Origin of the sequence: Marinomonas communis (genome assembly GCF_004363305.1) — a bacterium.
GTDB lineage: Bacteria > Pseudomonadota > Gammaproteobacteria > Pseudomonadales > Marinomonadaceae > Marinomonas > Marinomonas communis.
Window position 1 is genome coordinate 264260 of record NZ_SNZA01000003.1, and the last position, 22865, is coordinate 287124.

At 45.0% G+C, this 22865-nt stretch carries 22 protein-coding genes, 1 tRNA gene and 1 pseudogene; 19 read left to right on the top strand and 5 right to left on the bottom strand.

The window, feature by feature from the left end:
• Nucleotides 1-17: 17 nt before the first annotated feature.
• From C8D85_RS10240 to C8D85_RS10265, 6 genes are read left to right on the top strand one after another with little or no spacing between them, the layout of a single operon-like run.
• On the top strand, nt 18-1556 hold the full coding sequence (locus C8D85_RS10240; protein WP_133562336.1) for an ABC transporter substrate-binding protein: 1539 nt from the start codon (nt 18-20) through the stop codon (nt 1554-1556).
• Nucleotides 1549-2529, top strand: coding sequence for an ABC transporter permease (locus C8D85_RS10245; RefSeq protein WP_133562337.1), 981 nt, complete (start codon nt 1549-1551; stop codon nt 2527-2529). Before C8D85_RS10240 ends, C8D85_RS10245 begins: the two co-directional genes overlap by 8 nt.
• Nucleotides 2526-3464 (top strand): ABC transporter permease, encoded by a 939-nt coding sequence (locus tag C8D85_RS10250; protein ID WP_133562338.1) that lies wholly within the window; start codon nt 2526-2528, stop codon nt 3462-3464. The genes C8D85_RS10245 and C8D85_RS10250 overlap by 4 nt, the downstream gene beginning before the upstream one ends.
• Before the next feature lie 2 nt (nt 3465-3466).
• Nucleotides 3467-4507 (top strand): ABC transporter ATP-binding protein, encoded by a 1041-nt coding sequence (locus tag C8D85_RS10255; protein WP_133562340.1) that lies wholly within the window; start codon nt 3467-3469, stop codon nt 4505-4507.
• Nucleotides 4500-5510: an ABC transporter ATP-binding protein gene (locus tag C8D85_RS10260; RefSeq protein WP_133562342.1), complete on the top strand. Its 1011-nt coding sequence runs from the start codon at nt 4500-4502 to the stop codon at nt 5508-5510. The genes C8D85_RS10255 and C8D85_RS10260 overlap by 8 nt, the downstream gene beginning before the upstream one ends.
• Complete coding sequence (locus C8D85_RS10265) at nt 5501-6421, top strand: LysR family transcriptional regulator (protein WP_133562344.1); 921 nt, start codon at nt 5501-5503, stop codon at nt 6419-6421. Before C8D85_RS10260 ends, C8D85_RS10265 begins: the two co-directional genes overlap by 10 nt.
• On the opposite strand, the gene C8D85_RS10270 is transcribed toward C8D85_RS10265, so the two are convergent.
• On the bottom strand, nt 6402-7628 hold the full coding sequence (locus C8D85_RS10270) for a TIGR03862 family flavoprotein (RefSeq protein WP_244936990.1): 1227 nt from the start codon (nt 7626-7628) through the stop codon (nt 6402-6404). The genes C8D85_RS10265 and C8D85_RS10270 overlap by 20 nt on opposite strands.
• A 226-nt stretch (nt 7629-7854) precedes the next feature.
• Between C8D85_RS10270 and C8D85_RS18200 the strand changes: the two genes are divergently transcribed.
• Nucleotides 7855-9156 carry a methyl-accepting chemotaxis protein gene (locus C8D85_RS18200; RefSeq protein WP_133562346.1) on the top strand — a complete coding sequence of 434 codons (1302 nt, stop codon included), beginning with the start codon at nt 7855-7857 and terminating at the stop codon, nt 9154-9156.
• 18 nt (nt 9157-9174) lie between these two features.
• Here C8D85_RS18200 and C8D85_RS10280 read toward each other — a convergent pair.
• The 4 genes from C8D85_RS10280 to flgA all read right to left on the bottom strand — a co-directional run bounded on the left by C8D85_RS10280 (nt 9175) and on the right by flgA (nt 10948).
• Nucleotides 9175-9250, bottom strand: a tRNA-Arg gene (locus tag C8D85_RS10280).
• 92 nt (nt 9251-9342) lie between these two features.
• On the bottom strand, nt 9343-9819 hold the full coding sequence (locus tag C8D85_RS10285) for a flagella synthesis protein FlgN (protein WP_133562348.1): 477 nt from the start codon (nt 9817-9819) through the stop codon (nt 9343-9345).
• 18 nt (nt 9820-9837) lie between these two features.
• On the bottom strand, nt 9838-10149 hold the full coding sequence (flgM, locus tag C8D85_RS10290) for a flagellar biosynthesis anti-sigma factor FlgM (RefSeq protein WP_133562350.1): 312 nt from the start codon (nt 10147-10149) through the stop codon (nt 9838-9840).
• Nucleotides 10150-10258: 109 nt separating this feature from the next.
• Complete coding sequence (gene flgA, locus C8D85_RS10295) at nt 10259-10948, bottom strand: flagellar basal body P-ring formation chaperone FlgA (RefSeq protein WP_133562352.1); 690 nt, start codon at nt 10946-10948, stop codon at nt 10259-10261.
• Nucleotides 10949-11075: 127 nt separating this feature from the next.
• Here flgA and C8D85_RS10300 point away from each other — a divergent pair.
• From C8D85_RS10300 to flgK, 12 genes and pseudogenes are all read left to right on the top strand, one after another.
• Nucleotides 11076-12008: pseudogene (locus tag C8D85_RS10300) on the top strand (chemotaxis protein CheV).
• A gap of 37 nt (nt 12009-12045) precedes the next feature.
• Nucleotides 12046-12879 carry a CheR family methyltransferase gene (locus C8D85_RS10305; protein ID WP_133562354.1) on the top strand — a complete coding sequence of 278 codons (834 nt, stop codon included), beginning with the start codon at nt 12046-12048 and terminating at the stop codon, nt 12877-12879.
• A gap of 188 nt (nt 12880-13067) precedes the next feature.
• Nucleotides 13068-13463 (top strand): flagellar basal body rod protein FlgB, encoded by a 396-nt coding sequence (gene flgB, locus C8D85_RS10310; RefSeq protein ID WP_133562356.1) that lies wholly within the window; start codon nt 13068-13070, stop codon nt 13461-13463.
• Between the two features lie 2 nt (nt 13464-13465).
• Entirely contained in the window at nt 13466-13918 is a 453-nt protein-coding gene (flgC, locus tag C8D85_RS10315) for a flagellar basal body rod protein FlgC (RefSeq protein WP_133562358.1), read from the top strand.
• 11 nt (nt 13919-13929) lie between these two features.
• Nucleotides 13930-14631: a flagellar hook assembly protein FlgD gene (locus C8D85_RS10320; RefSeq protein ID WP_133562360.1), complete on the top strand. Its 702-nt coding sequence runs from the start codon at nt 13930-13932 to the stop codon at nt 14629-14631.
• 14 nt (nt 14632-14645) lie between these two features.
• Complete coding sequence (gene flgF / locus C8D85_RS10325) at nt 14646-16328, top strand: flagellar basal-body rod protein FlgF (RefSeq protein ID WP_133562362.1); 1683 nt, start codon at nt 14646-14648, stop codon at nt 16326-16328.
• A gap of 140 nt (nt 16329-16468) precedes the next feature.
• A complete protein-coding gene (gene flgF, locus C8D85_RS10330; RefSeq protein ID WP_133562364.1) occupies nt 16469-17209 on the top strand; it encodes a flagellar basal-body rod protein FlgF in 741 nt (246 codons plus the stop codon).
• A 34-nt stretch (nt 17210-17243) separates the two neighbouring features.
• Nucleotides 17244-18029 (top strand): flagellar basal-body rod protein FlgG, encoded by a 786-nt coding sequence (gene flgG / locus C8D85_RS10335; RefSeq protein WP_133562366.1) that lies wholly within the window; start codon nt 17244-17246, stop codon nt 18027-18029.
• A gap of 12 nt (nt 18030-18041) precedes the next feature.
• Nucleotides 18042-18701: a flagellar basal body L-ring protein FlgH gene (gene flgH, locus C8D85_RS10340; RefSeq protein WP_133562368.1), complete on the top strand. Its 660-nt coding sequence runs from the start codon at nt 18042-18044 to the stop codon at nt 18699-18701.
• Nucleotides 18702-18722: 21 nt separating this feature from the next.
• Complete coding sequence (locus C8D85_RS10345) at nt 18723-19799, top strand: flagellar basal body P-ring protein FlgI (RefSeq protein WP_133562370.1); 1077 nt, start codon at nt 18723-18725, stop codon at nt 19797-19799.
• 21 nt (nt 19800-19820) lie between these two features.
• On the top strand, nt 19821-20774 hold the full coding sequence (gene flgJ / locus C8D85_RS10350; RefSeq protein WP_133562372.1) for a flagellar assembly peptidoglycan hydrolase FlgJ: 954 nt from the start codon (nt 19821-19823) through the stop codon (nt 20772-20774).
• 112 nt (nt 20775-20886) lie between these two features.
• Nucleotides 20887-22863 carry a flagellar hook-associated protein FlgK gene (gene flgK / locus C8D85_RS10355; protein WP_133562374.1) on the top strand — a complete coding sequence of 659 codons (1977 nt, stop codon included), beginning with the start codon at nt 20887-20889 and terminating at the stop codon, nt 22861-22863.
• The last annotated feature ends 2 nt before the right edge of the window (nt 22864-22865 follow it).

Consider the following 22865-nt stretch of genomic DNA (forward strand, 5'->3'; position numbering starts at 1 on the left):
CCGTATAAGGAACCCAAATGTTAAGATGTCTTCTCATTCTACTTGGAATGGGTTTTAGTGCGTTCTCGTGCTTGGCGGCGGATATCCGTGTAGCGGTTGATGCTGATCCAATTTCTCTTGATCCTCATGAACAGCTGTCCGAAGCAGGCATTCAATATTCTCACACGGTCTTTGACCCTTTAGTTCGATGGCGCCAAAACGGTACGCTTGAACCGCGTTTAGCCCAATCTTGGCAAATGCTCGACGCCAACACTATGCGTGTTCAGTTACGCAATGACGTGCAATTCCATTCAGGCAACCGGATGACCGCAGACGATGTTTTATTCACAGTGGCGCGATTGAAAGGCTCTGTGGATTTCAAAGCATTGTTTAATGTTGTGCAAAATGTGGACAAAGTTGACGATTATACCGTTGATATCCACACCACCCATGCTTATCCCTTGCTGTTAAACATACTGGCGTATGTGTTTGTGATGGACAAAGGTTTCTATGAAGGTAAGGCTGAGATCGTAAAGTTTGGGCAGACGTTTGCTTCGAGCAACGTGTCAGGTTCAGGGCCGTTTCAAGTCAAAGAGCGTATTGCTGGGCAGCGTTTAGTACTTGAGCGTAATCCAAACTACTGGGATCAAACTTCCTCCGGGAATGTACAGCGTATGGAATGGTTGCCGATTCGCTCCGATTCGACTCGTTTAGCGGCGCTATTAACAGGCGGCGTTGACGCCATCTCACCGGTTGCGCCAATCGACATTGCCCGTGTGCAACGCACCCCTGATATTCAGCTGCTGTCGATGACAGGAACGCGCATCGTGATGTTACAGCTCAACCAATCTCGCAGAAAAGAATTGCAACACCCTAAAGTTCGTCAAGCGATGAGTCTTGCCATCAATCAAAGCCTAATCGTAGAGAAAATCCTCAGAGGCTATGGTGAAGCCGCTGGGCAACTCAGTGCAACCGCGTTTGCCGGTCATATCAGTGATTTGATGCCCCAATACGATATTGAAAAAGCCAAACAATTGATGGCTGAAGCAGGCTACCAAGAGGGCTTTCGTATCACCATGATGGCGCCAAATAACCGCTACATGAGCGATGAAAAAGTGGCTCAGGCCGCTGCGGCGATGTTAGAAAAAATCAATATTAAAGTGGACCTTAAAACCTTTCCTAAAGCCCAATACTTCCAGTTGTTTGATCAACGGGCGGCGGATGTCATGATGCTGGGATGGCAGTCGGACACTTTTGATTCCAATAATATTTTTGAATTCACATTGGCGTGTCGTGACCTAAAAACGGGGTTGGGTACTTATAACGCCGGGGAGTTTTGTGATCCTTTGATTGAGCAAGGCGTTCGCCTGGCTAACCGTGAAATGCAACCTAAACAGCGCGAACGTATCTTGCAGGGTATTGAACATCACACCGCACAGGAAGCACTGGTGATTCCGTTGTACTGGCAACCGATTATTTGGGCGACGAAGCGCTCGGTTCAATTAGAAGGCGTGTTAAACTTTTTGAATTTCCCATACTGGGGCGATTTAGAAGTAAGCGAAGGAATCCATGGTTAGCTTTATTGGGCGCAGGCTTTGTCAGGCGCTGTTTGTGCTGCTGATTATCAGTGTGGTCAGCTTTGTTATTCAAGATAACCTGGGTGACCCAGTTCGGCAGATGGTCGGCCAATCTGTGTCCTTGCAGGAGCGGGCGGCCTTACAACAAGAGCTGGGCTTAAATGACCCTTTATTACAGCAATACGGTCGTTTTTTAATGGGAGCGCTGCAAGGTGACTTAGGCATGTCGTATTACTATAAGCAGCCTACCTTGGATGTGATTGTAAGTCGCTTGCCTGCAACACTGGAGCTATCGTTTTGCGCCTTGCTGTTGGTGATCATTTTAGCAACGCCACTTGGTGTCATTGCCGCCATTCACCCCAAAAGCTTATTATCCAGAGCGGTTCTATTTATTAGTACATTGGGGCTATCGATCCCGATCTTCATTGTCGCTGTTTTCCTGATGTACTTCTTCGCCATTGAGTGGCGCGTGTTACCAAGCTTTGGTCGCGGGGAAACCACTTCTTTTCTAGGTCTTTGGCAAACAGGGTTGTTTAATAAAGATGGACTGCGACACCTTTTACTGCCAAGTTTTTCTTTAGCATTTGTTTTAACCCCTATTTTTATTCGCTTAATCCGAGCGGAAATGCAAGATGTGCTGCAAAGTGATTTCATCCGTTACGCATGGTCAAAAGGCATTTCAGCACCGCGTATTTATTTTCTACACGCGTTGAAAAACACCATGCTACCTGTCATTACGGTAGGTGGGATTCAGGCGGGAACACTCGTCGCTTATACCATACTAACCGAGAGTATTTTCCAGTGGCCGGGCATGGGCCTATTGTTCATGGAAGCCGTAACACGAGTAGATGTGCCATTAATATCCGCTTATTTAATGGTGGTTGGGGTAATTTTTGTGGTGACCAATACCTTAGTGGATGTGGTGTACAGTATGGTCAACCCTAGAGTTCGAATTCCGGGATACAGCGCATGAGTTTGTTGCACCGTCCTCACGTTTCCCCAGAGCACGTCACCCGCGTTCGTCACCTGTTGATGGCCATCCGTGGCGATAAACTAGCGCTGTTTGCTCTGCTTATCTTTGTCTTTTACTGCTTGGTCGCTTTGCTGGCGCCTTTGTTGTCACCTTATGACGTGAACAGCACCGATTTTATGGATCTCGAAAATGCTGAGCTAGCGCCTTATTGGCAGACCGGGGACAGTCGCTTTTTGCTAGGGACTGATACTCAAGGGCGTGATCTATTATCGGTGATTCTGTATGGCACGCGTTTGTCTCTGACGATTGGCGTGTGTGCGGTTCTGATTCAAGTGCTGCTTGGGGTCAGTATAGGCCTTTTATCTGGCTATATTGGCGGACGTTTGGATGCGTTCTTGATGCGTGTTGCTGATATACAACTGTCCTTTTCGACCATGATGGTTGCCATTGTTGTATTAGCGATTTTTCAAACGATGTTTGGTAATGCGGCGTATCAGCAGTTGGCGATGTTAATGCTGATTTTAGTGTTAGGCATAGCAGAGTGGCCTATTTTTGCTCGGACGGTACGAGCCTGTGTATTTGCCGAGAAAGAGAAAGAATACGTTGATGCGGCGCGCATTTTGGGGGTAAGTAAGCTCCACATTATGCTGCGCCATATTTTACCTAATACTGTGTCGCCCATTTTGGTCATCCTAACCATTCAAATTGCTAATGCCATTGTTGCTGAAGCGGCATTGTCATTCCTTGGGCTAGGGATGCCGCCGTCACAGCCATCGCTTGGGGCTTTGATTTCATCGGGCTTTAACTACCTTTTTTCTGGTGCTTGGTGGATCAGTGTGTTCCCAAGTGTCACCTTGATTTTGTTGATCTTTGTGATGAATTTATTAGGCGATTGGCTACGTGATCACTTAAATCCGAAAGAGATCAGGGGCTGACTATGAGCTTGTTATCGGTCAATGGTTTGAGCGTAAAGTTCCGTCAGCGCCATCAGGATTTGGTGGCTTTGCACGATGTCAGTTTTAGTTTGGATCGCGGTGAGAGAATTGCCATTGTCGGGGAGTCGGGAGCGGGTAAGTCTGTTTTGGGCTATGCCTTGGTCAATCTATTGATGAAGCCTGGTTACATTGATGCTGGGTCCGTGCAGTTTGATGGTCGCGAGTTAACCAAGCTAAGCCCTAAGCAATGGCAAGGGATTCGGGGCAAGAAAATCGCGATGATCTTCCAAGACCCTATGGTGACGCTTAACCCGGTGTTGACCATTGGCGCGCAGATGATTGAAGCCATCCGTAGCCATACTCGTATTGCTTATAAAGACGCCCGAAAGCTTGCGATTGAAAAGCTTGCACACGTGCGTATCTCAGCGCCTAGTCAGCGTTTCGATCAGTTCCCTCATGAGCTGTCGGGCGGCATGCGACAGCGGGTAATCATTGCCATTGCTTTGTTGTTAAACCCTGAAATCATCATTGCCATTGCTTTGTTGTTAAACCCTGAAATCATCATTGCCGATGAGCCCACTACGGCACTGGATGTGACCATCCAAGCAGAGATATTACAGTTGCTAAAACAAATCTGTGCTGACAATGGTGTGGCGCTGATTTTGATTACTCATGATTTTGGAGTGGTCTCACGGATCGCTGAACGAACCTTTGTGATGTATGCGGGGCGTATTGTGGAGCAGGGGCCGACGTTGGAGATTATCAATGATCCACAGCATCCTTACACCCAAGGTTTGTTAAATGCTTTGCCGCAAATGGCGTTACCAGGTCAACGCCTCAACCAAATTAAAGGCAATATGCCGCCTTTGAATGATCAACCAAGTGGTTGCGCCTTCCATCCACGTTGCCCCTATGCGGAAGAGCGTTGTCGACAGAGTCCACCGGGCTTTGTGTTCAGTGGTGTGTCTACCGTAGCGTGTTACGTGGTGGAAGATATGTTGTCCGAATTTTCCCAATACGATGGAGGCGACTCTTATGAGTAAGCCGTTGGTGACGTTCCATCGTTTGGAAAAAGTGTTCCGTGCTCGCTCTGAATGGCGTTGGCCATTGCGTTGGCCGCGTAAGCAAAGCCGTCACCCGAAGGTGTATGCTTTAAATGGTATTGATCTCAGTATTCACCGTGGTGAAACCTTATGTGTGGTAGGTGAAACGGGTTGTGGTAAGTCTACTTTAGCAAGGTTGCTAGTTGGACTTGAGCGTCCTGATGAGGGCGCGGTGTACTTTGATGATCAACGCATTGATCAGTTAAGCGATAGCCAAAGAATGCCATTTCGTAAGAAAATACAGATGGTGTTTCAAAACCCCTATGCCTCGCTCAACCCTAGAATGACGGTGTATCAAATCTTGCGCGAAGCCATTCGACTGCATCATGCAGGCTGGTCGCGTACGCAAGTGGATCAGTTTATTGAAGAGTTGTTGCAGTCTGTGGGGTTAACCAAAGACGCAGAGGACCGTTATCCGCATGAGTTTTCTGGAGGTCAGCGTCAGCGAATCTCTCTAGCCCGTGCATTGTCAGTAGAACCCAAGTTAATTATCGCGGATGAGCCATTGGCGGCGCTTGATGTCTCCGTGCAGGCACAAGTACTGAACTTGATGATGGATAAGCAAAAGGAGCTTGGCTTAACCTATTTGTTTATTACCCATGATTTAGCTGTGGTGGAGCATTTTGCAACGCGTGTGGCTGTGATGTATTTGGGGCGTGTGTGTGAAGTGGCTGATCGTGCGACATTGTTTGATGCGCCAAAGCATCCTTATACCCAAGCATTACTGTCATCTATCCCGCGTTTGGATAACTTAGATCTGGAACCGATTCATCTTACCGGTGAAGTACCGACGCCTTTAGAAAAGCCGATGGGGTGCAGCTTTTGTAACCGTTGTCCTCTCGCTAATCAGCGTTGTTATGAACAGATTCCAATGCTGGTCACTCAATCCGATGGTAGCCAAGTGGCATGCCATGCAGTGGAGGAGGGGCGCACATGGAAATAAGGTGGTTAGAAGACTTTATTGCTTTGGCGAAGACGCGACACTTTTCCCGTGCTGCGGATGAGCAGAATGTGACGCAGCCGACTTTCAGTCGTCGTATCAAATTACTGGAAGAAGAAATGAAGGTCACGTTGATCGACCGTAATACGTTGCCTCTGTCATTAACGCCAGCGGGCGAGATCTTTTTGCAAAGTGCTGAGCTGATTACACGACAGCTGCGCGATACAAAAGCCCGGTGCCTTGAGATCAAAGAGCAGGAGCAATCGCAGATTCGCTTCGTTACGACGCAGTCGTTATTTTTGGGCTATTACCGAGAATTAGTGGCACCGCTTTGTGATCAATTGGATATCAAGATCGATGTGAATATGAAGTCGAGCTCGTGGGCCGGTGCTGACTTTATTAATGCTATGACGGCTAATGAGGCGGACTTGATGTTGTGCTTCTGGCATCCAGCTATTGGCTTCTTGAAAGAGTTGGATGAAGAGCATTTTGAGAGCATCACCATAGGCCGTGAAATACTCGTTCCCTGTGTGGCGGTGGATGAACAACAAAAGCCTATCTACGAATTGCCGGGAAGTCGGAAGCAGCCGATTCCTTACATTGCTTACGATGACGTGACCTTTTTAGCGCCAGCAGTGCAACATCATCTACAACGTCAGCATGAGGTGCCGCAGTTGCAAATCTTAGCCAGCAACATTCATGCGGCAAGTATTAAAGCTATGGTTAAAGAAGGCTTCGGTGTGGGTTGGTTGCCAAAGCGTTTAGTGCAGGATTCGTTAAGCTACGGGTCGCTAGCTTTGGCTGGGGCTGTGAATTGGAACGTGCCGTTGGAAATCCGTGTTTATCGAGCACGAACCAATGCTAACCCTAAGTTAAACGATGTTTGGCAAGCGCTTAAAGACTCTGCTTTTTAAGCCAATTAACAACTCCGTGCCCTACACGATGGCCTGTGGCAAAACAGGCCGTGAGCAAGTAGCCACCTGTTGGCGCTTCCCAATCTAACATTTCACCCGCACAGAACACCCCTGGAAGGCGGTTCAACATAAAGAAGTCATCAACACTGTTTTCTAACACGCCGCCAGCGCTAGAAATGACCTCTTCAATGGGCTTCACTTTATAGAAACACGCAGGGATATTTTGTAAACACTGAGCTAGCTTCTCAGGCGTGTCAAACTCATGCTTTGAGTAGTGTTCATAAAGTAATGCGATCTTGGCCGCATCAAGCTTTAGTGTGCGCTTGAGATATTTGGAAAAAGACTCTTTCGCCTTGGTTTTGGCGAGTTTTTGAATCAGCTGATCACGGCTTAGATCAGGGATTAAGTTGATTTGTAATGTTGCTTTGTCGCTACTATTAATCGCATCCCTTAGATATTTCGAGTAGGCATAAATCAAACTGCCTTCCATGCCATCTGCCGTGACAATGCATTCGCCTTTTCGAGAGACGGTTTCTCCATCAGGAAGAGTAAAGCTAAACTCAACGCCTTTTAACGGAGCTCCAGCGCATTGCTGTTTAAGGTAGTCACTCCAATTACTGTAGAAGCCACAATTAGTGCTTTCGAGGGGGGCGACGTCTACTTTATTTTGCTCCAGTAGTGGAACCCACTTTCCATCAGAGCCTAACTTAGGCCAGCTTGCTCCGCCAAGTGCGAGCACGATTGCGTCCGCTTGGAGCACAGTGGTTTCACCAAGGTGCTCAAAAGTTGCCGCCCGTTCCTCTAACCCCACTAGCCGGTGACGCATATGAAAAGTCACTCCAGATTCTTTGAGGCGTTTTAACCAATTGCGTAGCAACGGAGCGGCTTTCATCTGTTCGGGAAAGACTCGTCCAGAAGTTCCGACGAAGGTTTCAATACCAAGCTCGTGAATCCACTGACGAAGGTCGGTCGGTGTGAATGCTTTTATCGAAGGCTCAAGCCAAGCGGATTTGTCGTAATAGCGTGTGAGAAAGTCATCATAAGGCTCAGCATGGGTGATGTTCATGCCTCCAACGCCCGCTAACAAAAACTTGCGGCACGCACTTGGCTTGGCATCAAACACTTCAACCGAGAGGCCTGCTGATTGAATGACTTCAGCCGCCATCAAACCTGCTGGGCCAGCACCTATCACCATTACTTTCTTCACTTGCTCACCTTCACTTTTTAATTAGGCGGAATGATAGCGAATTGAGCTTAAACTGCTAGTCTTAAAATGAAGCTCGACTTGTCAAAACTTAAAGAACAGCTACTTTAAAATTACCAATTTTGTACTAAAAATAACAATTTCTGGGCGGCTTCTAATTCATATTATTCATTACTAATACAACCAACTTTACTGATGACAAAAGGGACTCATTTGAGCGGGGGAAGTTATGTTTTCGATTGGAAATAAAAAGAACCAGCAGGTATCTAAGACGGCAGATCAAGAGGAATTAACAAGACTTAAACGTGAGCTTAATGCGATACGATCTCACACTGCTTTCATACGATTTGATCCTAATGGAAACATACTCAATGCGAACGGAATTTTCTTAGCCGCAGTAGGTTATACCTTAGAAGAAATCGTTGGTAAGCATCATCGAATGTTTTGTAAACCGGAATATGTTGAGTCAAATGAGTATCGAAGCTTCTGGTCCGACCTTGCTAGTGGCCATGCCTTTGGCGGGACCTATGAGAGACTCAACAAAAACGGCGATACCTTATTCCTTGAAGCGAATTATTTCCCTGTCAAAAATGAACAAGGAACGGTGACAGAAGTTATTAAGATTTGTAACGACGTCACTAAAACCAAGCAGGATTTGAGTAATAAAAATGCCATACTTGAAGCTCTAGACCGGTCTCAAGCTGTCATCAGCTTCGAGCCTGATGGAACCATTCTAGACGCTAATCAGAACTTCCTTAATGTGGTTGGATACAGTCATGAGGAAGTGGTTGGTCAGCACCATAGAATGTTTTGTGATGATGAGTTTTATCGTCAGAACCCTGACTTTTGGTCAAAGCTAGCTAATGGCGAGCTATCTCATGGGCGTTTCAAACGTATCGATAAAAGTGGCAACGTGCTGTGGCTCCAAGCAACTTATAACCCTATCTATGATGACAAAGGTCGAGTTCATAAGGTGATTAAATTTGCATCGGATATCACCGAGCGAGTGAGTCTAGCAATGAGCGCAGTAGAAATGGCCGCTGCAACATCGGAGCAAACGAGTCAGATCACATCAAATGCTGTGCAAGTACTCAGTGAAGCAGTTGATACGTCACATAATATTGCAGAGCAGGTTTCGGAGGCGACACGTGTTGGTGAGCAGCTTATGGAGCAGTTTAAAAGTATCGCCGACATTGTTGTGACTATTCGCTCAATTGCGGATCAAACCAATTTGTTAGCGCTAAACGCAGCCATCGAAGCGGCTAGGGCTGGGGACGCTGGACGGGGCTTTTCTGTGGTGGCTGATGAGGTACGACAGCTTGCGAGTAATACGTCCGACGCGACCGCAGAAATTACAAAAGTTGTGGACTTTAACCATGAGCTGATTAAGCAGATTGATACGGCATTAACTGCAGTATCAGGTATTGCCATGCATGGAGAAGAAAGTATTAGCAATGTTTCCAAAGGCTTGGAAGAAGTCAGCCAAGGGGTTGAGCAATTTGTGCAAATGGTGGAAGCGATGCGCCCATAGCTGTATAAATTGAAAGAGTGGCGTCTCCACCAGGACTCGAACCTGGAATAGCCGCTTAGGAGGCGGCAGGTATATCCCGTTTACCTATGGAGACACGCCACGAGGATTATATCAGCGATACGTTATCAGGCAAGCCAAAGTTCTATAGCTAGCTGTTCTATAAAGGAATTTATGGAAGAGAGAGGCCTAGGCACGACCAATGGTGTGTTTACTACTCACGGGCTTGGTGTTACCGTTAGAGGTATACACTTTGTTTTTACGGTTATGTCCTTGGAGCATTTCAAACAGAGCTTTATTGCGCCTTTGTAAAGTAGACAATACCCGTGCATTGGTTTGGTTGGCTTGTTTGCATTCATTCAGCAATTCGTCACATTCAGCAATCAGTAATTTAACATCTTCCATATTGTCTTGCTGATCAAGCCAATCAAAGAATTGTTTATCATCAGGTTGCTTAGGGTGCAAAACCCCGAACTTTATTAGCATGCTTTGACGTTTAGCGTTAGCGCTATCGATTGCATCTAGCAATGATTTCTTTTCTGAAGCTAACTGGAGTATATCGTCTGGCGTAGCAGTGGCTAGAGCACTGCGCTCACGCAAAAGAACCTCGGACAAACGTTCGAGGTTCTCTTTAATTTGAATAAACAGCGGGGCAAGCGGAATCATGAGAAGATCCTAGTTGAGTTAGGCAAACAACTCGTCGATCGAAAGCATGCTGCTTGCTAACTTTTCGGTGTCAATCTTGTATTCACCTGCAGCAATAGCTTGCTTGATTTGTTCAACCTTATCCATGTCTACCTCAGATTCATTATCTGAACCTTTTGCTTGCAGCGATTGCGCAACACTGCTCAACTGAACAGTATCTTCTGCCAAGGATTCTTTGCTGTTTACTGAGCTCGACTGTGAAGCGTTATTTGCTTCATCTTTTTGAACTCTATCGTTTTTATTTGTTGATAGGGTAGGCTGAGTACCTACTCCAGAAATATTAATTGCCATGTTACTTGCCTCCAGAATTAGTCCGCTAGTTCAGTTATCGGTCATACTCGTTCGAACTTTAGGAAAAAGTTCGAACTATTTTTTAACTGAAGATAGCAAGCGTTCGATACTAATAGTTTACTAAAACCTCTGAGTCACTGACAACTTTTCCGTACACTATTCGACCAGAACTTACGTTTTGAACGCGTATTTGTTGTCCCATTACCCCATCTTCTAGGGCTGTGCCGTTCATTTTAACTGAGATTGCGCCGCTCTGAGCGGTAATGAGTACGTTGCTGCCCTTTTTCACAAGATCGGGGAGCTCTGTTAATTGGTCTGTTAAAAATGTATTGATACGAATATTTCTTGATGCCATGAGACCGTAAGGAGGGTTTGAGCTGGTGTAAAGATGTCCTCTAATAGTATTTAGATTGACTTCACCTATGCCTGTATTTTGCGGTGTAATGGCACCGCCGCGCTGAATGGGGGCGATAGCTTTAATGCCCTCGATGAATATTTCCTGTGTCACAGGGACATAAGACTTCCAATTCGGGTTACGGCATTCGAGAGAATAAGTGGTCCTGCTGACGGCTTCTGGGCGCTGATTGTCTATAATGACATCATGATCACATTCTGGCAGGTAACTCAGTGCTGCTTTATTCTGGATGCCTATTTCAATTCGGGCATTTGGATAGATACTTTGTAATCTTTTGTACTCAACCTGTTTGATGAATTGTTCTATTTGAGTTTCTATTTGTGACGCGCTACTCCAACAGGGGAGAAAAAGAAGTAATATGGATATAAGCTTGATGTGGCCCATCGCTAATCTCCATGGATATCGACTAGGGTTAGAAAAAATAACAAAATGACTCTATCATTTGATGAGAGATTTTCATAACAATAGGGTTTCTCCCTGTATAACAGAGCGCATATTTTAGGAGGCTTTTATGGCCGGAGTTCTCGAGAGCGTAAACCAGCGAACCCAACTCGTCGGAGAAAACCGTCTTGAATTATTGCTTTTTCGATTAAACGGAAAGCAGATTTATGGCATCAACGTTTTTAAAGTAAAAGAAGTGTTGCAGTGCCCCAAATTGACTAACATGCCTCACAGTAGTCCTGTTGTACGAGGGGTTGCGCACATTCGTGGCGGCACGATTCCAATTTTGGATCTTGGGTTAGCAACTGGTGCAAGTCCAATCGAAAATATTGAGCATTGCTTTGTGATCATTACCGAATACAACCGTCGTATTCAAGGTTTCTTGGTGCGTGGTGTAGAGCGAATTGTCAATATGAACTGGAGTGATATTCAGCCACCTCCAAAAGGTTTATCAAACGACAACTACCTCACAGCAGTTTGTCAGGTTGATAAAGAAATGGTGTAAATCATCGATGTTGAGCAAATCCTGTCAGAAGTTGCTCCTACTCGTCAGAATATTTCCTCTGGTATTGTTACAGAAGATATTCAAGAAAATGCGAAGCAACATCATATCTTAATTGTGGATGACTCATCCGTAGCGCGTAAGCAGATTAAGCGCTGTATGGAAGATGTTGGTTTTGCTACGACTGTATTGTGTGATGGTAAAGAAGCCCTTACTTATCTTCAGAATTTAGTGGCTGATGGTGTTGATGTAACGGATCACTTCTCAATGATTATTTCAGATATTGAAATGCCTGAGATGGATGGTTACACACTCACCACAGCGATCCGAAATGATAGCCGCTTACAAGATCTGTTTATATTGTTACATACTTCTTTGAGTGGTGTATTTAACGAAGCGATGGTGAAAAAAGTGGGAGCGGACGGCTTCTTAGCTAAATTCCAACCTGACGAACTTGCTAGGATCGCTATTGAGACGGTTGCGGCAACCGAAGAAGCGTAATGGCTTTGGTGTCATTGATCCGCAGTAAGGAGTGTGCATGCTAAGTAGTTCTGGTTCTATCTCTCCTCAAGGTTATGACCGCTTTCGAAAGTATCTTGAGAAAGAAAGCGGTATTTCTTTAAGTGATAATAAACAATACCTTGTGGCAAGTCGCTTAGGCAAACTGCTAGAGCGAGAGAAGTTCACGAAAATTGAAGAGTTGGTTGCCGCACTCGAACGAAGCGGACGAGTCTCCAAGCTTCGTGAAGAAGTGATCAACGCCATGACGACGAATGAGACGTTGTGGTTCAGAGATAGTCACCCTTTTAAAATTTTAAAAGAGCTGATTCTCCCCCAGATGGATAAACGTCCCGTTCGTATTTGGTCGGCGGCGTCTTCAACTGGCCAAGAACCTTACTCTATTAGTATGATTCTTGAAGAGTACAAACAGCTCAAGCCTGGTGCTCTTAAGCCGGGCGAGAAAATTATTGCCACAGATATTTGTACAAATATTCTTCAGCATGCAAAGCAAGCGGAATACGACAGTTTGGCTATTGCTCGAGGTTTGAGTCCTGATAATCAAAATCGCTACTTCGAGAAATTGAGCGATTCTGTTTGGAAAGTGAAGCCTCATATCTCTTCAAGGGTAGAGTTTAAACATCTTAACTTGATTGACTCATTTACAACGCTTGGAAAATTCGATGTCATTTTCTGCCGTAACGTACTTATTTACTTCACTGCAGAAACCAAGCTAGACATTCTTAAGCGAATGCATGCATCTTTAAATCCTGGCGGCTACTTATTCTTAGGTGGATCTGAGGCGCTAAGCGGTTTGTCTTCTATGTTTGATATCGTTCAATGCCACCCAGGTATTGTTTATAAAGCGAAATAGCTAACACGCTATACTTTGCTATCTTTAAAAACGGCAACTTAGTAATAAGTTGCCGTTTTTTGTTTGCCGCCTATTGCCAGGTTTGTATTTATTTTTAATAAGTTATTGATATTTAATGGTTTTAATTTCTGGCATTTATTTTGCTTTATTTAGATCAAATAAGTTGTTGCTGTCGAAATGAGGTATTTATGTCGATTTCTTTTCAAGATGCGTTTGCGGGACACGATCAGATGTTGCTGTTTCGTACTGCACGCGCCTCTGTGTTAGCAAACAACATTGCCAACGCAGATACACCGAACTACAAAGCGCGTGATATCTCGTTTGAGTCAATGCTGTCAGCGGAACGAGATCGTATGCAACTAGCAGGAGATGATGATCAGCATATTGCTGCAGAAAGCTCTTTTGCTCAGGATGATGACTTACTTTACCGAAATGGCAGTCAGCCTTCATTAGATGGCAATACTGTAGACATGCAGCGTGAACAAGCGGAATTTGCGCAAAACTCGCTGCAATTCGACACTAGCTTTATGTTTTTGGATAGAAAAATCAGCGGCATGAAGAAAGCGCTGACTGGGGGACAATAACAATGTCATTGAATAACATTTTTGCTATTTCCGGTTCAGCAATGAGTGCACAGACAGTGCGCTTGAATACCGTTGCTAGCAACATTGCCAATGCTGACAGTGTAGCAAGTTCTGCAGATCAAACTTACCGTGCTCGTAAGCCTGTTTTTGAGCAAATGATGACCGATGCGCTTCGTGAAAGTGGTTGGAATGCCTCTGAGGATATGACATCAGGCGCGTCTGGTATGGGGGTGCGTGTGGCAGGTATTGTTGAATCTGATGCACCGCTTGAGCCTCGTTACGAGCCAAATAGTCCTATGGCTAATGAAGAAGGCTATGTGTTCTATCCAAATGTAAATCCTGTTGAGGAAATGGCCGATATGATGTCTGCATCACGTTCATTTCAGACCAATGTTGAAATTATGAATTCTGCGAAAAGCATGATGCAGAGAATGTTGACCTTAGGTCAATCCTAAGGGGGTAGACGATGTCTGATATAAGTACAAGTTCAGCGCTTTCAAGTTTGATATCCCAATATGGGACGGATGAGGCGAAAGCGAAATCAGGAATATCAACCACTACTAGTACAGAGAGTTCTGATGGTATTGGTAATCAGGATGTGTTTCTTCAGCTTTATATTGAGCAGCTCAAAAATCAAGATCCTACTGAGCCTCAAGATACAGGGGACATGGTGTCGCAGATGGCAGAGTTTAGTTCCCTAGAACGCCTGACTGAAATGGCGACACAAATGTCTGCAATGTCTGACTCTCTGATGTCTAGCCAAGCGTTAACTGCTTCAACATTGGTGGGCAAATCAGTATATGTTGATAGCGACACGGCGACTGTTACAGATGGTAGCTCGGTATCAGTGAAAACTGAGTTTCCAGATGATGCTCAAACCAATACTTTAAAGATACTCAACTCAGACAATGAAGTTGTCAGAACGGTGACCTTGACGGATGAAACCTACAATTGGGATGGTACTGATAGCGATGGAAATGTGGTTGAGGATGGTGAATATTCATTTAGTGTGACGTCGCGTAATGCGGATGGCGAGGTGACAGCATTAAGCACCCAGCTGCCTGCGAGAATTAATAGCGTCACTATTAATGGGGCAGATGGTACAACACTTAATGTTCAAGGTTATGGCAGTTTAGCACTTAGTGACGAGATTGAAATCGTCAGTTAGCGGAGGAAAATACAATGGGTTTTAATACAGCACTTTCAGGTATCAAAGCATCCGCTGACTATCTCAGCACAACTGGTAATAATATTGCCAACTCAGATACAACAGGCTTTAAGAAGTCTCGGGTTGAATTTGGTGATCTGTACAGCACTAGTGTCATCGGTGCGGGGAGCAGTAACACTATTGGTAGTGGTGTTAGTGTAAACAATATCGCGCAAGAGTTCTCAGCGGGTAATATCTCTTACACAGATAATAACCTGGATCTAGCTATTGACGGTACTGGCTTTTTCGTTATTGATGTGGGTGGTACTCAAGCCTATACACGAGCGGGTGATTTTAAGCTTGATGAAGAGGGTTACTTAGTTACTAATGATGGTGCTTATGTACAGGGCTACAATGCTGTAAATGGCGTTATCGGTGGTAGTTTAGAGGACTTGGTTGTTCCAACAGAGCGTATCGCTCCAGAAGCGAGTACAGAGGTGACTATAGAGTCAAACTTGGATTCCCGTTTAGAGGATGTGCCGCCCTATATTGCTTCAACATTTGATACAAGTGATCCTGATACGTATACCTACACACAAACTCAGAATGTTACGGACAGTGCAGGTATACAGCATGCGGTAACCTACTACTATGCAAAGGCTGAAACACCTAATACTTATCAGGTTTATGCTACGGTTGACGGTGAGTTGACTGATAATACTGGTGCAAATTGGCTGCCAGAAACATATGTGACTTTTGATGATGCGGATGGTACTACTTCAGGTACTGCGTTTGCGCCAATATACTCAGACTCTACAGAGCCAACGAGTGGTGATATTGTTGCTCCAGGTGCGCCGAACGACTTTACTATTACTGGCACATTAGCAAGTGGTGCAACGGTTAATAACACATTAACCACAGCGAACTTTTCGACACCTGATAATTTTGCGCGACAGTCTTTTGATCCAACGGATCCTGAGACGTACACATACGGTAATACAAATACTGTGTACGACGCTCTTGGTGAAACTCACACCATAGGTTACTACTTCATTAAGCAAGGTGAGGATAATACTTGGGAAATGAAGATCACCGTGGATGGTGAATCGACTTACACTGACCCTGCTACAGGTAACGAAGTTCCCTTCTTGACGGAAGATACGGTCGTACAATTCGATTCCCAAGGTAATATTACAGGTGCTTATGTCGGCTACTCGCCTTATGCTGTAGCAAGTCCTACACAGCTAAGTATTGTTGGCTGGGATCCAACTAATGTGGCTGCCACATTGGACATTGATCTGGGTGAGTCGACTCAATATGCGTTATCTAGCTCAGATACGTTCAGTCAAGACGGCTATGCAGCAGGTGAGCTTCAAGGGGTTAGCTTTGATGAAGATGGTTTCTTGACAGCGAGTTATACCAATCAGCAAACGGCTGTGCTTGGGCAGATAGCTTTGGCTAACTTTGATAACGTAGATGGTTTGACGCCTGCAGGTGATACAGCTTGGGTGGCAAGCTCTGAGTCTGGAGCGGCAAATGTCGGCAAGCCTAATACCGGCACGTTCGGTAGCATTCAAGGTGGTGCGCTAGAAGAGTCCAACGTTGACCTTACAGAAGAGTTGGTAGCACTCATCGAAGCCCAACGTAACTATCAGGCTAACTCTAAGACCTTAGAGACTGAAAACACTGTCACTCAGACGATTATCAACCTACGTTAATCATTACTAGTGTTAAAAAAAGCCCAGCATATGCTGGGCTTTTTTATGTCTGAAAAACGCAATTTTCAGACTTGGCACACTATTTGTTACACACTATTTATTATTTGTTTTAAATCCGTTTTTAATCGTGGGTATGAACTATGGATAGAGCGCTGTATTTAGCAATGAGTGGTGGTACGCAAGTCATGAATGCCCAAACTATTCATGCAAATAACCTTGCCAATGTCTCGACTACAGGCTTTAGGTCGGACTTTGAACAGGCTCGGTCTATGCAGGTAAATGGTGACTTTTACCCCTCACGTGTCTATGCCATGACAGAGAACCCTGGCACTAACTTTGACATGGGGCCTTTGCAAAATACTGGACGCTCGATGGATGTTGCTATCCAAAATAATGGTTTTATTGCTGTGTTGGATGGTAGTGGGCAAGAAACCTATACCCGTGCTGGTGATCTTCAGCTGACGCTTTCAGGTCAGTTGGTGACAGGCACTGGATTGCCGGTGATGGGCGCTGCAGGGCCAATATTTCTCCCACCCTTAGATGATCTTGATATCAGTGAAGATGGGACCATTTCCATTATTCCCCAAGGTGGTGATGGTACTCAAATAACCGCTTTGAACAGAATTAAACTTGTGTCCGCTGAGCCTGAAGCTTTAGTGAAAGGTGATGATGGCTTGATTCGAACAAAAAGTGGCGAGCAGTTACAGCAGGATAATGCAGTGCAAGTGATTTCAGGGTACCTAGAAGGCAGTAATGTTAATGCGGTAGAAGAAATGACCAGCATTATGGAGCTGTCTCGTCGATTTGAAATGAACATTAAAGTTATGAACACCGTGCGTGAAAATGAAAACGCATCGGCACGAATTCTTGAGCGTAGTTAACACAACCGCGTGATTCAGAGATAAGGAGTACGATATGCATTCAGCTCTATGGGTTGCTAAAACAGGTTTGTCTGCGATGGACAAACAATTGGCTGTTATTTCGAATAACTTGGCTAACGTATCGACCACGGCATTTAAAAAAGACCGAGCAGTCTTTGAAAACTTGCTATACAAAACACTGCGTGCGCCAGGTGGTTTGTCTTCGCAGAATACCGAGTTGCCTTCCGGGTTGCAGTTAGGGGCTGGTGTACGTGTAACAGGCACACAAAAGAATTTTGAAGAAGGCGATTACAATATTACGGATCGCCAATTGGATGTGGCCATTCAAGGTGGTGGTTTTTTCCAAGTACAGCAACCTGACGGGACTATTGCTTACACGCGAGATGGTCAATTCCAGCTCAATAGTGAAGGTACGATAGTGGATTCAACTGGCTTGGTATTGGAGCCAGGCATTACGGTAGACCAAGATGTCGTAGAAATCACCATTGGTGAGGATGGTGTTGTATCAGTGTTAAGAGCTGGCGAGACAGAAACAGAAGAGGTTGGGGCTATAAACATAGCTACTTTTATTAATGCCTCCGGCCTAAATTACTTAGGTAGCAACCTTTACCAAGAGACAACTGCGAGCGGTGCGCCTGTGGTAGGTGTGCCAGGAATTGATGGTCGAGGCTATTTGAGCCAAGGTATGCTTGAGTCTTCTAATGTGAACTCTATCGAAGAGCTGGTGAATATGATTACCACGCAGCGAGCTTATGAAATGAACTCAAAGGTCATTGCAGCTGCTGATGGTATGTTGAGCTTCGTTAACCAACAGTTATAAAGAGTCTTTCTTATGCGTTACTTGCTTGCATTATTTCCTTTGTTTTTGGTCGGCTGCGCAGCTGTCGAACCCGCTCCTGTATCGGATGATCCATATTATGCTCCGGTGATTCAGCCCTCTGTACAGTACACGCAGAACAGTGATGGCGGCATTTATCAGGTTGGAATGGGGGATGTGTTTTTTGGTGACAAGAAAGCACGTCAAGTAGGTGATATTTTAACGGTTACTTTATCTGAAAGTACCAGCTCTACTAAATCTAACGGCGCTTCTGTATCTAAGTCTTCTTCGGCAACGATTCAAAATCCAACTATTTTAGGGATTCCAGTTGGATTAGATACTAGCTTGCCGGGAATGAATAGCGACTTCTCTGGTAGCGCAGACGCGAACCAAAGTAACAGTTTAAGTGGAAGTATTACCGTAACGGTCTATGAGGTGTATCCTAATGGGCTGCTTGCTGTACGAGGGGAAAAGTGGATTACATTGAACCGCGGGCAAGAGTATATTCGTTTATCTGGCCTAGTTCGCGAAGCGGATATAAGCTCAGACAATACCGTTGAGTCGACTAGGTTAGCGGATGCGAGAATTGCTTATTCAGGTACTGGTGAGCTGGCTGCTGGTAGCGAGCAAGGTTGGCTAACCCGAGCGCTGAATACGAGTTGGTGGCCATTTTAATTACTACGTGGATTCTAGTGTATGAAAACCCTGTTCTTAACACTCTCTTTGCTTTTATGGGGAGGGCTTGCTTCGGCGGAGCGCCTTAAAGATATTGCAAGCGTAGAAGGTGTGCGTGATAACCAACTTTTTGGCTACGGTCTAGTCATAGGTTTGAATGGCACAGGGGATGATACGGATTTCACTAATCAAAGTTTCATTAGCATGCTGAACCAATTCGGCATTAATTTGCCGGATGGGGCGGATACAGACTCAGATAATGTGGCCGCGGTTTCGCTAACGGCAACGTTGCCACCATTTTCAAAGCCAGGTCAGACTATTGATGTAACCGTTTCTTCTTTGGGAAACGCGAGTAGTCTTCAGGGTGGCACATTACTGCTTTCAGCTTTAAAAGGTGCCGATGGTCAAGTCTATGCTATTGCACAGGGTAATTTAGTGGTCGGAGGATTGGGAACTGGTGGTACAGACGGTTCTCGTCAATCAATTACTACGCCAACTGTAGCAAGGATTCCTAATGGTGCGAGTGTTGAGAAAGCGGTGGCGAACAGCTTCAACCGTGGGGATACCCTTACCTTCAACCTTAATAGACCAGACTTTACTACTGCGAAGCAGGTTGCAGATAAGATTAATAGTCTGTTAGGTCCCGGTGTCGCCCAGTCTCTTGATGCCACATCAATTCGTGTAACGGCGCCTCGTGATCCTTCGCAACGAGTGACTTTTCTGTCGATTCTTGAAAACTTAGATGTTGAATTAGGTCGTGAAAGGGCGAAGATTGTTGTGAATTCACGCACAGGCACCATCATTATTGGTCAAGATGTGACCGTATCACCTGCTGCAGTGACTCACGGCAGTCTGACCGTGACGATTAATGCTAACCCTGAAGGTGCGTTCCCGGGGGCTGGGCAAGAGCTTGCCCCACGACAGGAGATTGAAACAGATGAAGAAAGTGGCCATATGTTTGTTTTTAATCAAGGTGCATCTTTGAATGACATCGTTCGTGCTGTTAATCAAGTAGGAGCAGCGCCTGGTGATGTGATGGCTATTCTTGAAGGGCTGAAGCAAGCTGGTGCGTTAAATGCCGATTTAGTGGTCATTTAAGCGATTCATTAGGGGGGATATATGAGTCGAATCGATAATAATGCTTTTTTCGCAGACTTTAACTCTTTAGTAAGCCTGAAAGCTCAAGCTCAGCAAGACCCCGATGCGGCCTTGAAGAAAGTGGCTCAAGAGTTTGAGGCAATCTTCATCAATATGATGTTTAAGAATATGCGATCTGCCAATGAAAATATTGGTGGAGGGTTGTTTGATAGCGCCCAAACAAAACAATATACCGAAATGATGGATTCGCAACTGGCTCAATCATTGGCTAATGCTGGTGGTATTGGCTTGGCCGAATCATTGGTGCGACAGCTTCAGGGTAAGGGGAAAGATGTATCCTCGGCCGAATACGGTGCTTTGGATTCAGAGGCAAGTTTTCTGCGCAATCTGTCGACTCTTGATGCAGAGAGAGTCCGTGCGGTAGCGAAGCGGGCAGCTCAAGACTATACAGAGTCTGCACAACAAGTAGTGGATGCGGCTAAGGTAAAAGCAACGGATGTTGCGTTTGATTCCCCAGATAGCTTTGTGCAAACACTATGGCCGCATGCACAAAAAGCAGGAGAACAGCTAGGGGTTGATCCCAAAGCTATTTTGGCCCAAGCCGCGCTAGAAACTGGTTGGGGGAAATATCCCATGGCAAAAACGGATGGTAGTCCCAGTTACAACTTGTTTGGTATTAAGGCTGACCATCGCTGGTCTGGGGATAAGGCTTTGGTAAGCACCTTAGAATTCAAGGAGGGGGTGGCTCAAAGGGAGAAAGCGGCATTTCGAGCGTATGACTCTTTTTCGCAAAGCTTTGAAGACTACGCAGATTTCTTGAAAAATAGTGAACGTTATCAAGAAGCACTAGAGGCTGGTGATAATGCGGCAATGTTTGCCGCCTACCTGCAAAAAGGTGGCTATGCCACAGACCCCAACTACGCAGATAAGATTACTAATATTCTATCTAGTAAGTGGTTCAAAACCCTTCTATAACAATGCCTTGAGCGAGTTTTTAGTTCGCTCTTGTACTTTTGGTAAAGTTATTGCATCTCAAGTCGATATAGAAATATGCGCGCTAGCGTTTCGTGTCTGAGAGGTTAATAACATGGCGAGTCTTTATTCCATAGGTTTATCTGGGTTGCAGTCGAGCACGGCTCGTATCACCACGACTGGTCAAAATACAGCAAACGTAGATACAGAAGGCTACAGCCGCCAAACTACTTCAACAGTGAGCCAATCTGGTGGTGGCGTTTTAATCCAAAACACAGACCGCATAGTTAACCAATACATCAACCAGCAAGTATGGAGCGATACCTCTAGCTACAGCTTTTATGAAAGCTATCACTCCATGATGACATCATTTGACGCGGTCATAGGTGAGGACAGTGTGTCCATTAGCACCTATTTAGACAATGCGTTTAGTGCCTTGCAAACAGCGAATGCTGATCCAACAGATACTGCTGCTCGTTCAAACGCCTACTCGAATTTTAAGCAGTTGGCATCTCAGTACAACGATTTAGCAAACTATATTTCAGACCAAAGAACACTTGCTAATGAAGAGTTAGAAAGTAGTGTTGACGCTATAAATAACCTGACCAGTCAGATTGCTAACCTAAATAAACAAATTTATAAACTAGAAACGACGACTTCGAGCTCCGCGAACGAGCTACGAGATCAACAAGAGCAGCTGGTTAAAGAGCTATCAGAGTATTTAGACATAAAAGTAAATTACGATGACAGCGAATTGATGACTGTCAACCTAGCATCTGGGCAGCCTTTGGTATTACAAAGTACCAATAACGAACTTCGTCTAACGTCCAATACCAATAATCCTGATGGTGAACTGGGGATTGAGCTCGACTTTGGTAAATATGAGCTGAATATACCGACTGATGAGTTAGGCGGTTCTATTGGTGGTTTGGTGGAATTTCGAAATGAATTCATTACAACCGCGGAGCGTATGCTGGGGCAACAAGCGTTGGTGTTTGCAGATGTAATGAATCAGCAAAACCAACTTGGTTTGGATGCAAATGGTGATTATGGCATTAACCTGTTTTCTACCGCTGAAATAGAAGTTAGTGCAAATGCTAAAAATAGCAATGAGGATTCTGGAGTTGAGGTTCGTGTCACTGCAGGCGCTTCAAGTGAAATCACTACGGATACATACGAAATTGAGATGATGTCATCTACAACGTTCAAGTTAGTCACTTACGACTTGGATGGTAATGTGACCAGTGAGTCTGAAACTATTGATACGGCTACAGCAACTCCGACATCAGATGGCTATTATGAAGTGGATGGTTTTGGTGTAGAAATATCATTTGACTCATTACCTAGTTATGCATTGGGTGATCGTTATCAGTTTGCCCCGACTAAAAATGCGGCGGAATCAATTAAAATGACGGCCCGTTCTGGAGATTACTTAGCCCTTTCGGCGCCAATTGCCGTATCAAGTGCTAGTACCAACCTATCTGATGTGGCTATTTCAATTTCATCAATTACCAATACTGACTCTTCAACTTCCGCATTCACCACTTCAGGGGGGCTTTATAGTGCAGCGCCCCAGTCATTGTATTTCACTGCGAGTGATGCTGTTGAGATAAGAGATGGTAGCGGCACTGTATTGGCAACCTTGACAGGTATAACTGATTATTCAAACTTATTGGAACAGGCAGGTCTTGCCGAAGATGCAGGATATGACATTAGCTTAGATGGCACTCCAGTTGCAGGTGATTCGTTTTCAATCACTTTTAATTCGGATGGTGAGTCTGATAATTACAATGGTTTGAAATTAGCAAACTTGCAGACTGAAAATACAGTGGAAGGGAGTAAGTCTTTCACTTCGGCATTTTCTTCTTTGGTAACAGAAGTAGGTAGTTTAACTGCAACGTTATCCACGAATATGGATGCGAGCGAAACCATTATGAATAAGTCGATTGCTGCCCGCGATCAGGTTTCTGCTGTCAGTTTAGATGAAGAGGCGGTTAATTTATTGCGATACCAGCAGTCGTATACAGCGTCAGCTCAGGTTTTGTCTGCTGCTCAGAGTACATTTGCAACGCTGATTAGTGCGTTAGGGTAGGT

Excerpts from the sequence above, each read along its gene's own strand:
- C8D85_RS10345 (WP_133562370.1), top strand. The coding sequence starts at position 18,723 with ATGAAAACCCTGTTCTTAACACTCTCTTTGCTTTTATGGGGAGGGCTT.
- C8D85_RS10240 (WP_133562336.1), top strand. The coding sequence starts at position 18 with ATGTTAAGATGTCTTCTCATTCTACTTGGAATGGGTTTTAGTGCGTTC.
- C8D85_RS10285 (WP_133562348.1), bottom strand. The coding sequence starts at position 9,819 with ATGATTCCGCTTGCCCCGCTGTTTATTCAAATTAAAGAGAACCTCGAA.
- flgH (WP_133562368.1), top strand. The coding sequence starts at position 18,042 with ATGCGTTACTTGCTTGCATTATTTCCTTTGTTTTTGGTCGGCTGCGCA.
- C8D85_RS10260 (WP_133562342.1), top strand. The coding sequence starts at position 4,500 with ATGAGTAAGCCGTTGGTGACGTTCCATCGTTTGGAAAAAGTGTTCCGT.
- flgB (WP_133562356.1), top strand. The coding sequence starts at position 13,068 with ATGTCGATTTCTTTTCAAGATGCGTTTGCGGGACACGATCAGATGTTG.
- flgM (WP_133562350.1), bottom strand. The coding sequence starts at position 10,149 with ATGGCAATTAATATTTCTGGAGTAGGTACTCAGCCTACCCTATCAACA.
- C8D85_RS10320 (WP_133562360.1), top strand. The coding sequence starts at position 13,930 with ATGTCTGATATAAGTACAAGTTCAGCGCTTTCAAGTTTGATATCCCAA.
- C8D85_RS10245 (WP_133562337.1), top strand. The coding sequence starts at position 1,549 with ATGGTTAGCTTTATTGGGCGCAGGCTTTGTCAGGCGCTGTTTGTGCTG.
- C8D85_RS10305 (WP_133562354.1), top strand. The coding sequence starts at position 12,046 with ATGCTAAGTAGTTCTGGTTCTATCTCTCCTCAAGGTTATGACCGCTTT.
- flgG (WP_133562366.1), top strand. The coding sequence starts at position 17,244 with ATGCATTCAGCTCTATGGGTTGCTAAAACAGGTTTGTCTGCGATGGAC.
- flgK (WP_133562374.1), top strand. The coding sequence starts at position 20,887 with ATGGCGAGTCTTTATTCCATAGGTTTATCTGGGTTGCAGTCGAGCACG.
- flgC (WP_133562358.1), top strand. The coding sequence starts at position 13,466 with ATGTCATTGAATAACATTTTTGCTATTTCCGGTTCAGCAATGAGTGCA.
- C8D85_RS10250 (WP_133562338.1), top strand. The coding sequence starts at position 2,526 with ATGAGTTTGTTGCACCGTCCTCACGTTTCCCCAGAGCACGTCACCCGC.
- C8D85_RS18200 (WP_133562346.1), top strand. The coding sequence starts at position 7,855 with ATGTTTTCGATTGGAAATAAAAAGAACCAGCAGGTATCTAAGACGGCA.
- flgF (WP_133562364.1), top strand. The coding sequence starts at position 16,469 with ATGGATAGAGCGCTGTATTTAGCAATGAGTGGTGGTACGCAAGTCATG.
- flgJ (WP_133562372.1), top strand. The coding sequence starts at position 19,821 with ATGAGTCGAATCGATAATAATGCTTTTTTCGCAGACTTTAACTCTTTA.
- C8D85_RS10265 (WP_133562344.1), top strand. The coding sequence starts at position 5,501 with ATGGAAATAAGGTGGTTAGAAGACTTTATTGCTTTGGCGAAGACGCGA.
- C8D85_RS10255 (WP_133562340.1), top strand. The coding sequence starts at position 3,467 with ATGAGCTTGTTATCGGTCAATGGTTTGAGCGTAAAGTTCCGTCAGCGC.
- flgA (WP_133562352.1), bottom strand. The coding sequence starts at position 10,948 with ATGGGCCACATCAAGCTTATATCCATATTACTTCTTTTTCTCCCCTGT.
- flgF (WP_133562362.1), top strand. The coding sequence starts at position 14,646 with ATGGGTTTTAATACAGCACTTTCAGGTATCAAAGCATCCGCTGACTAT.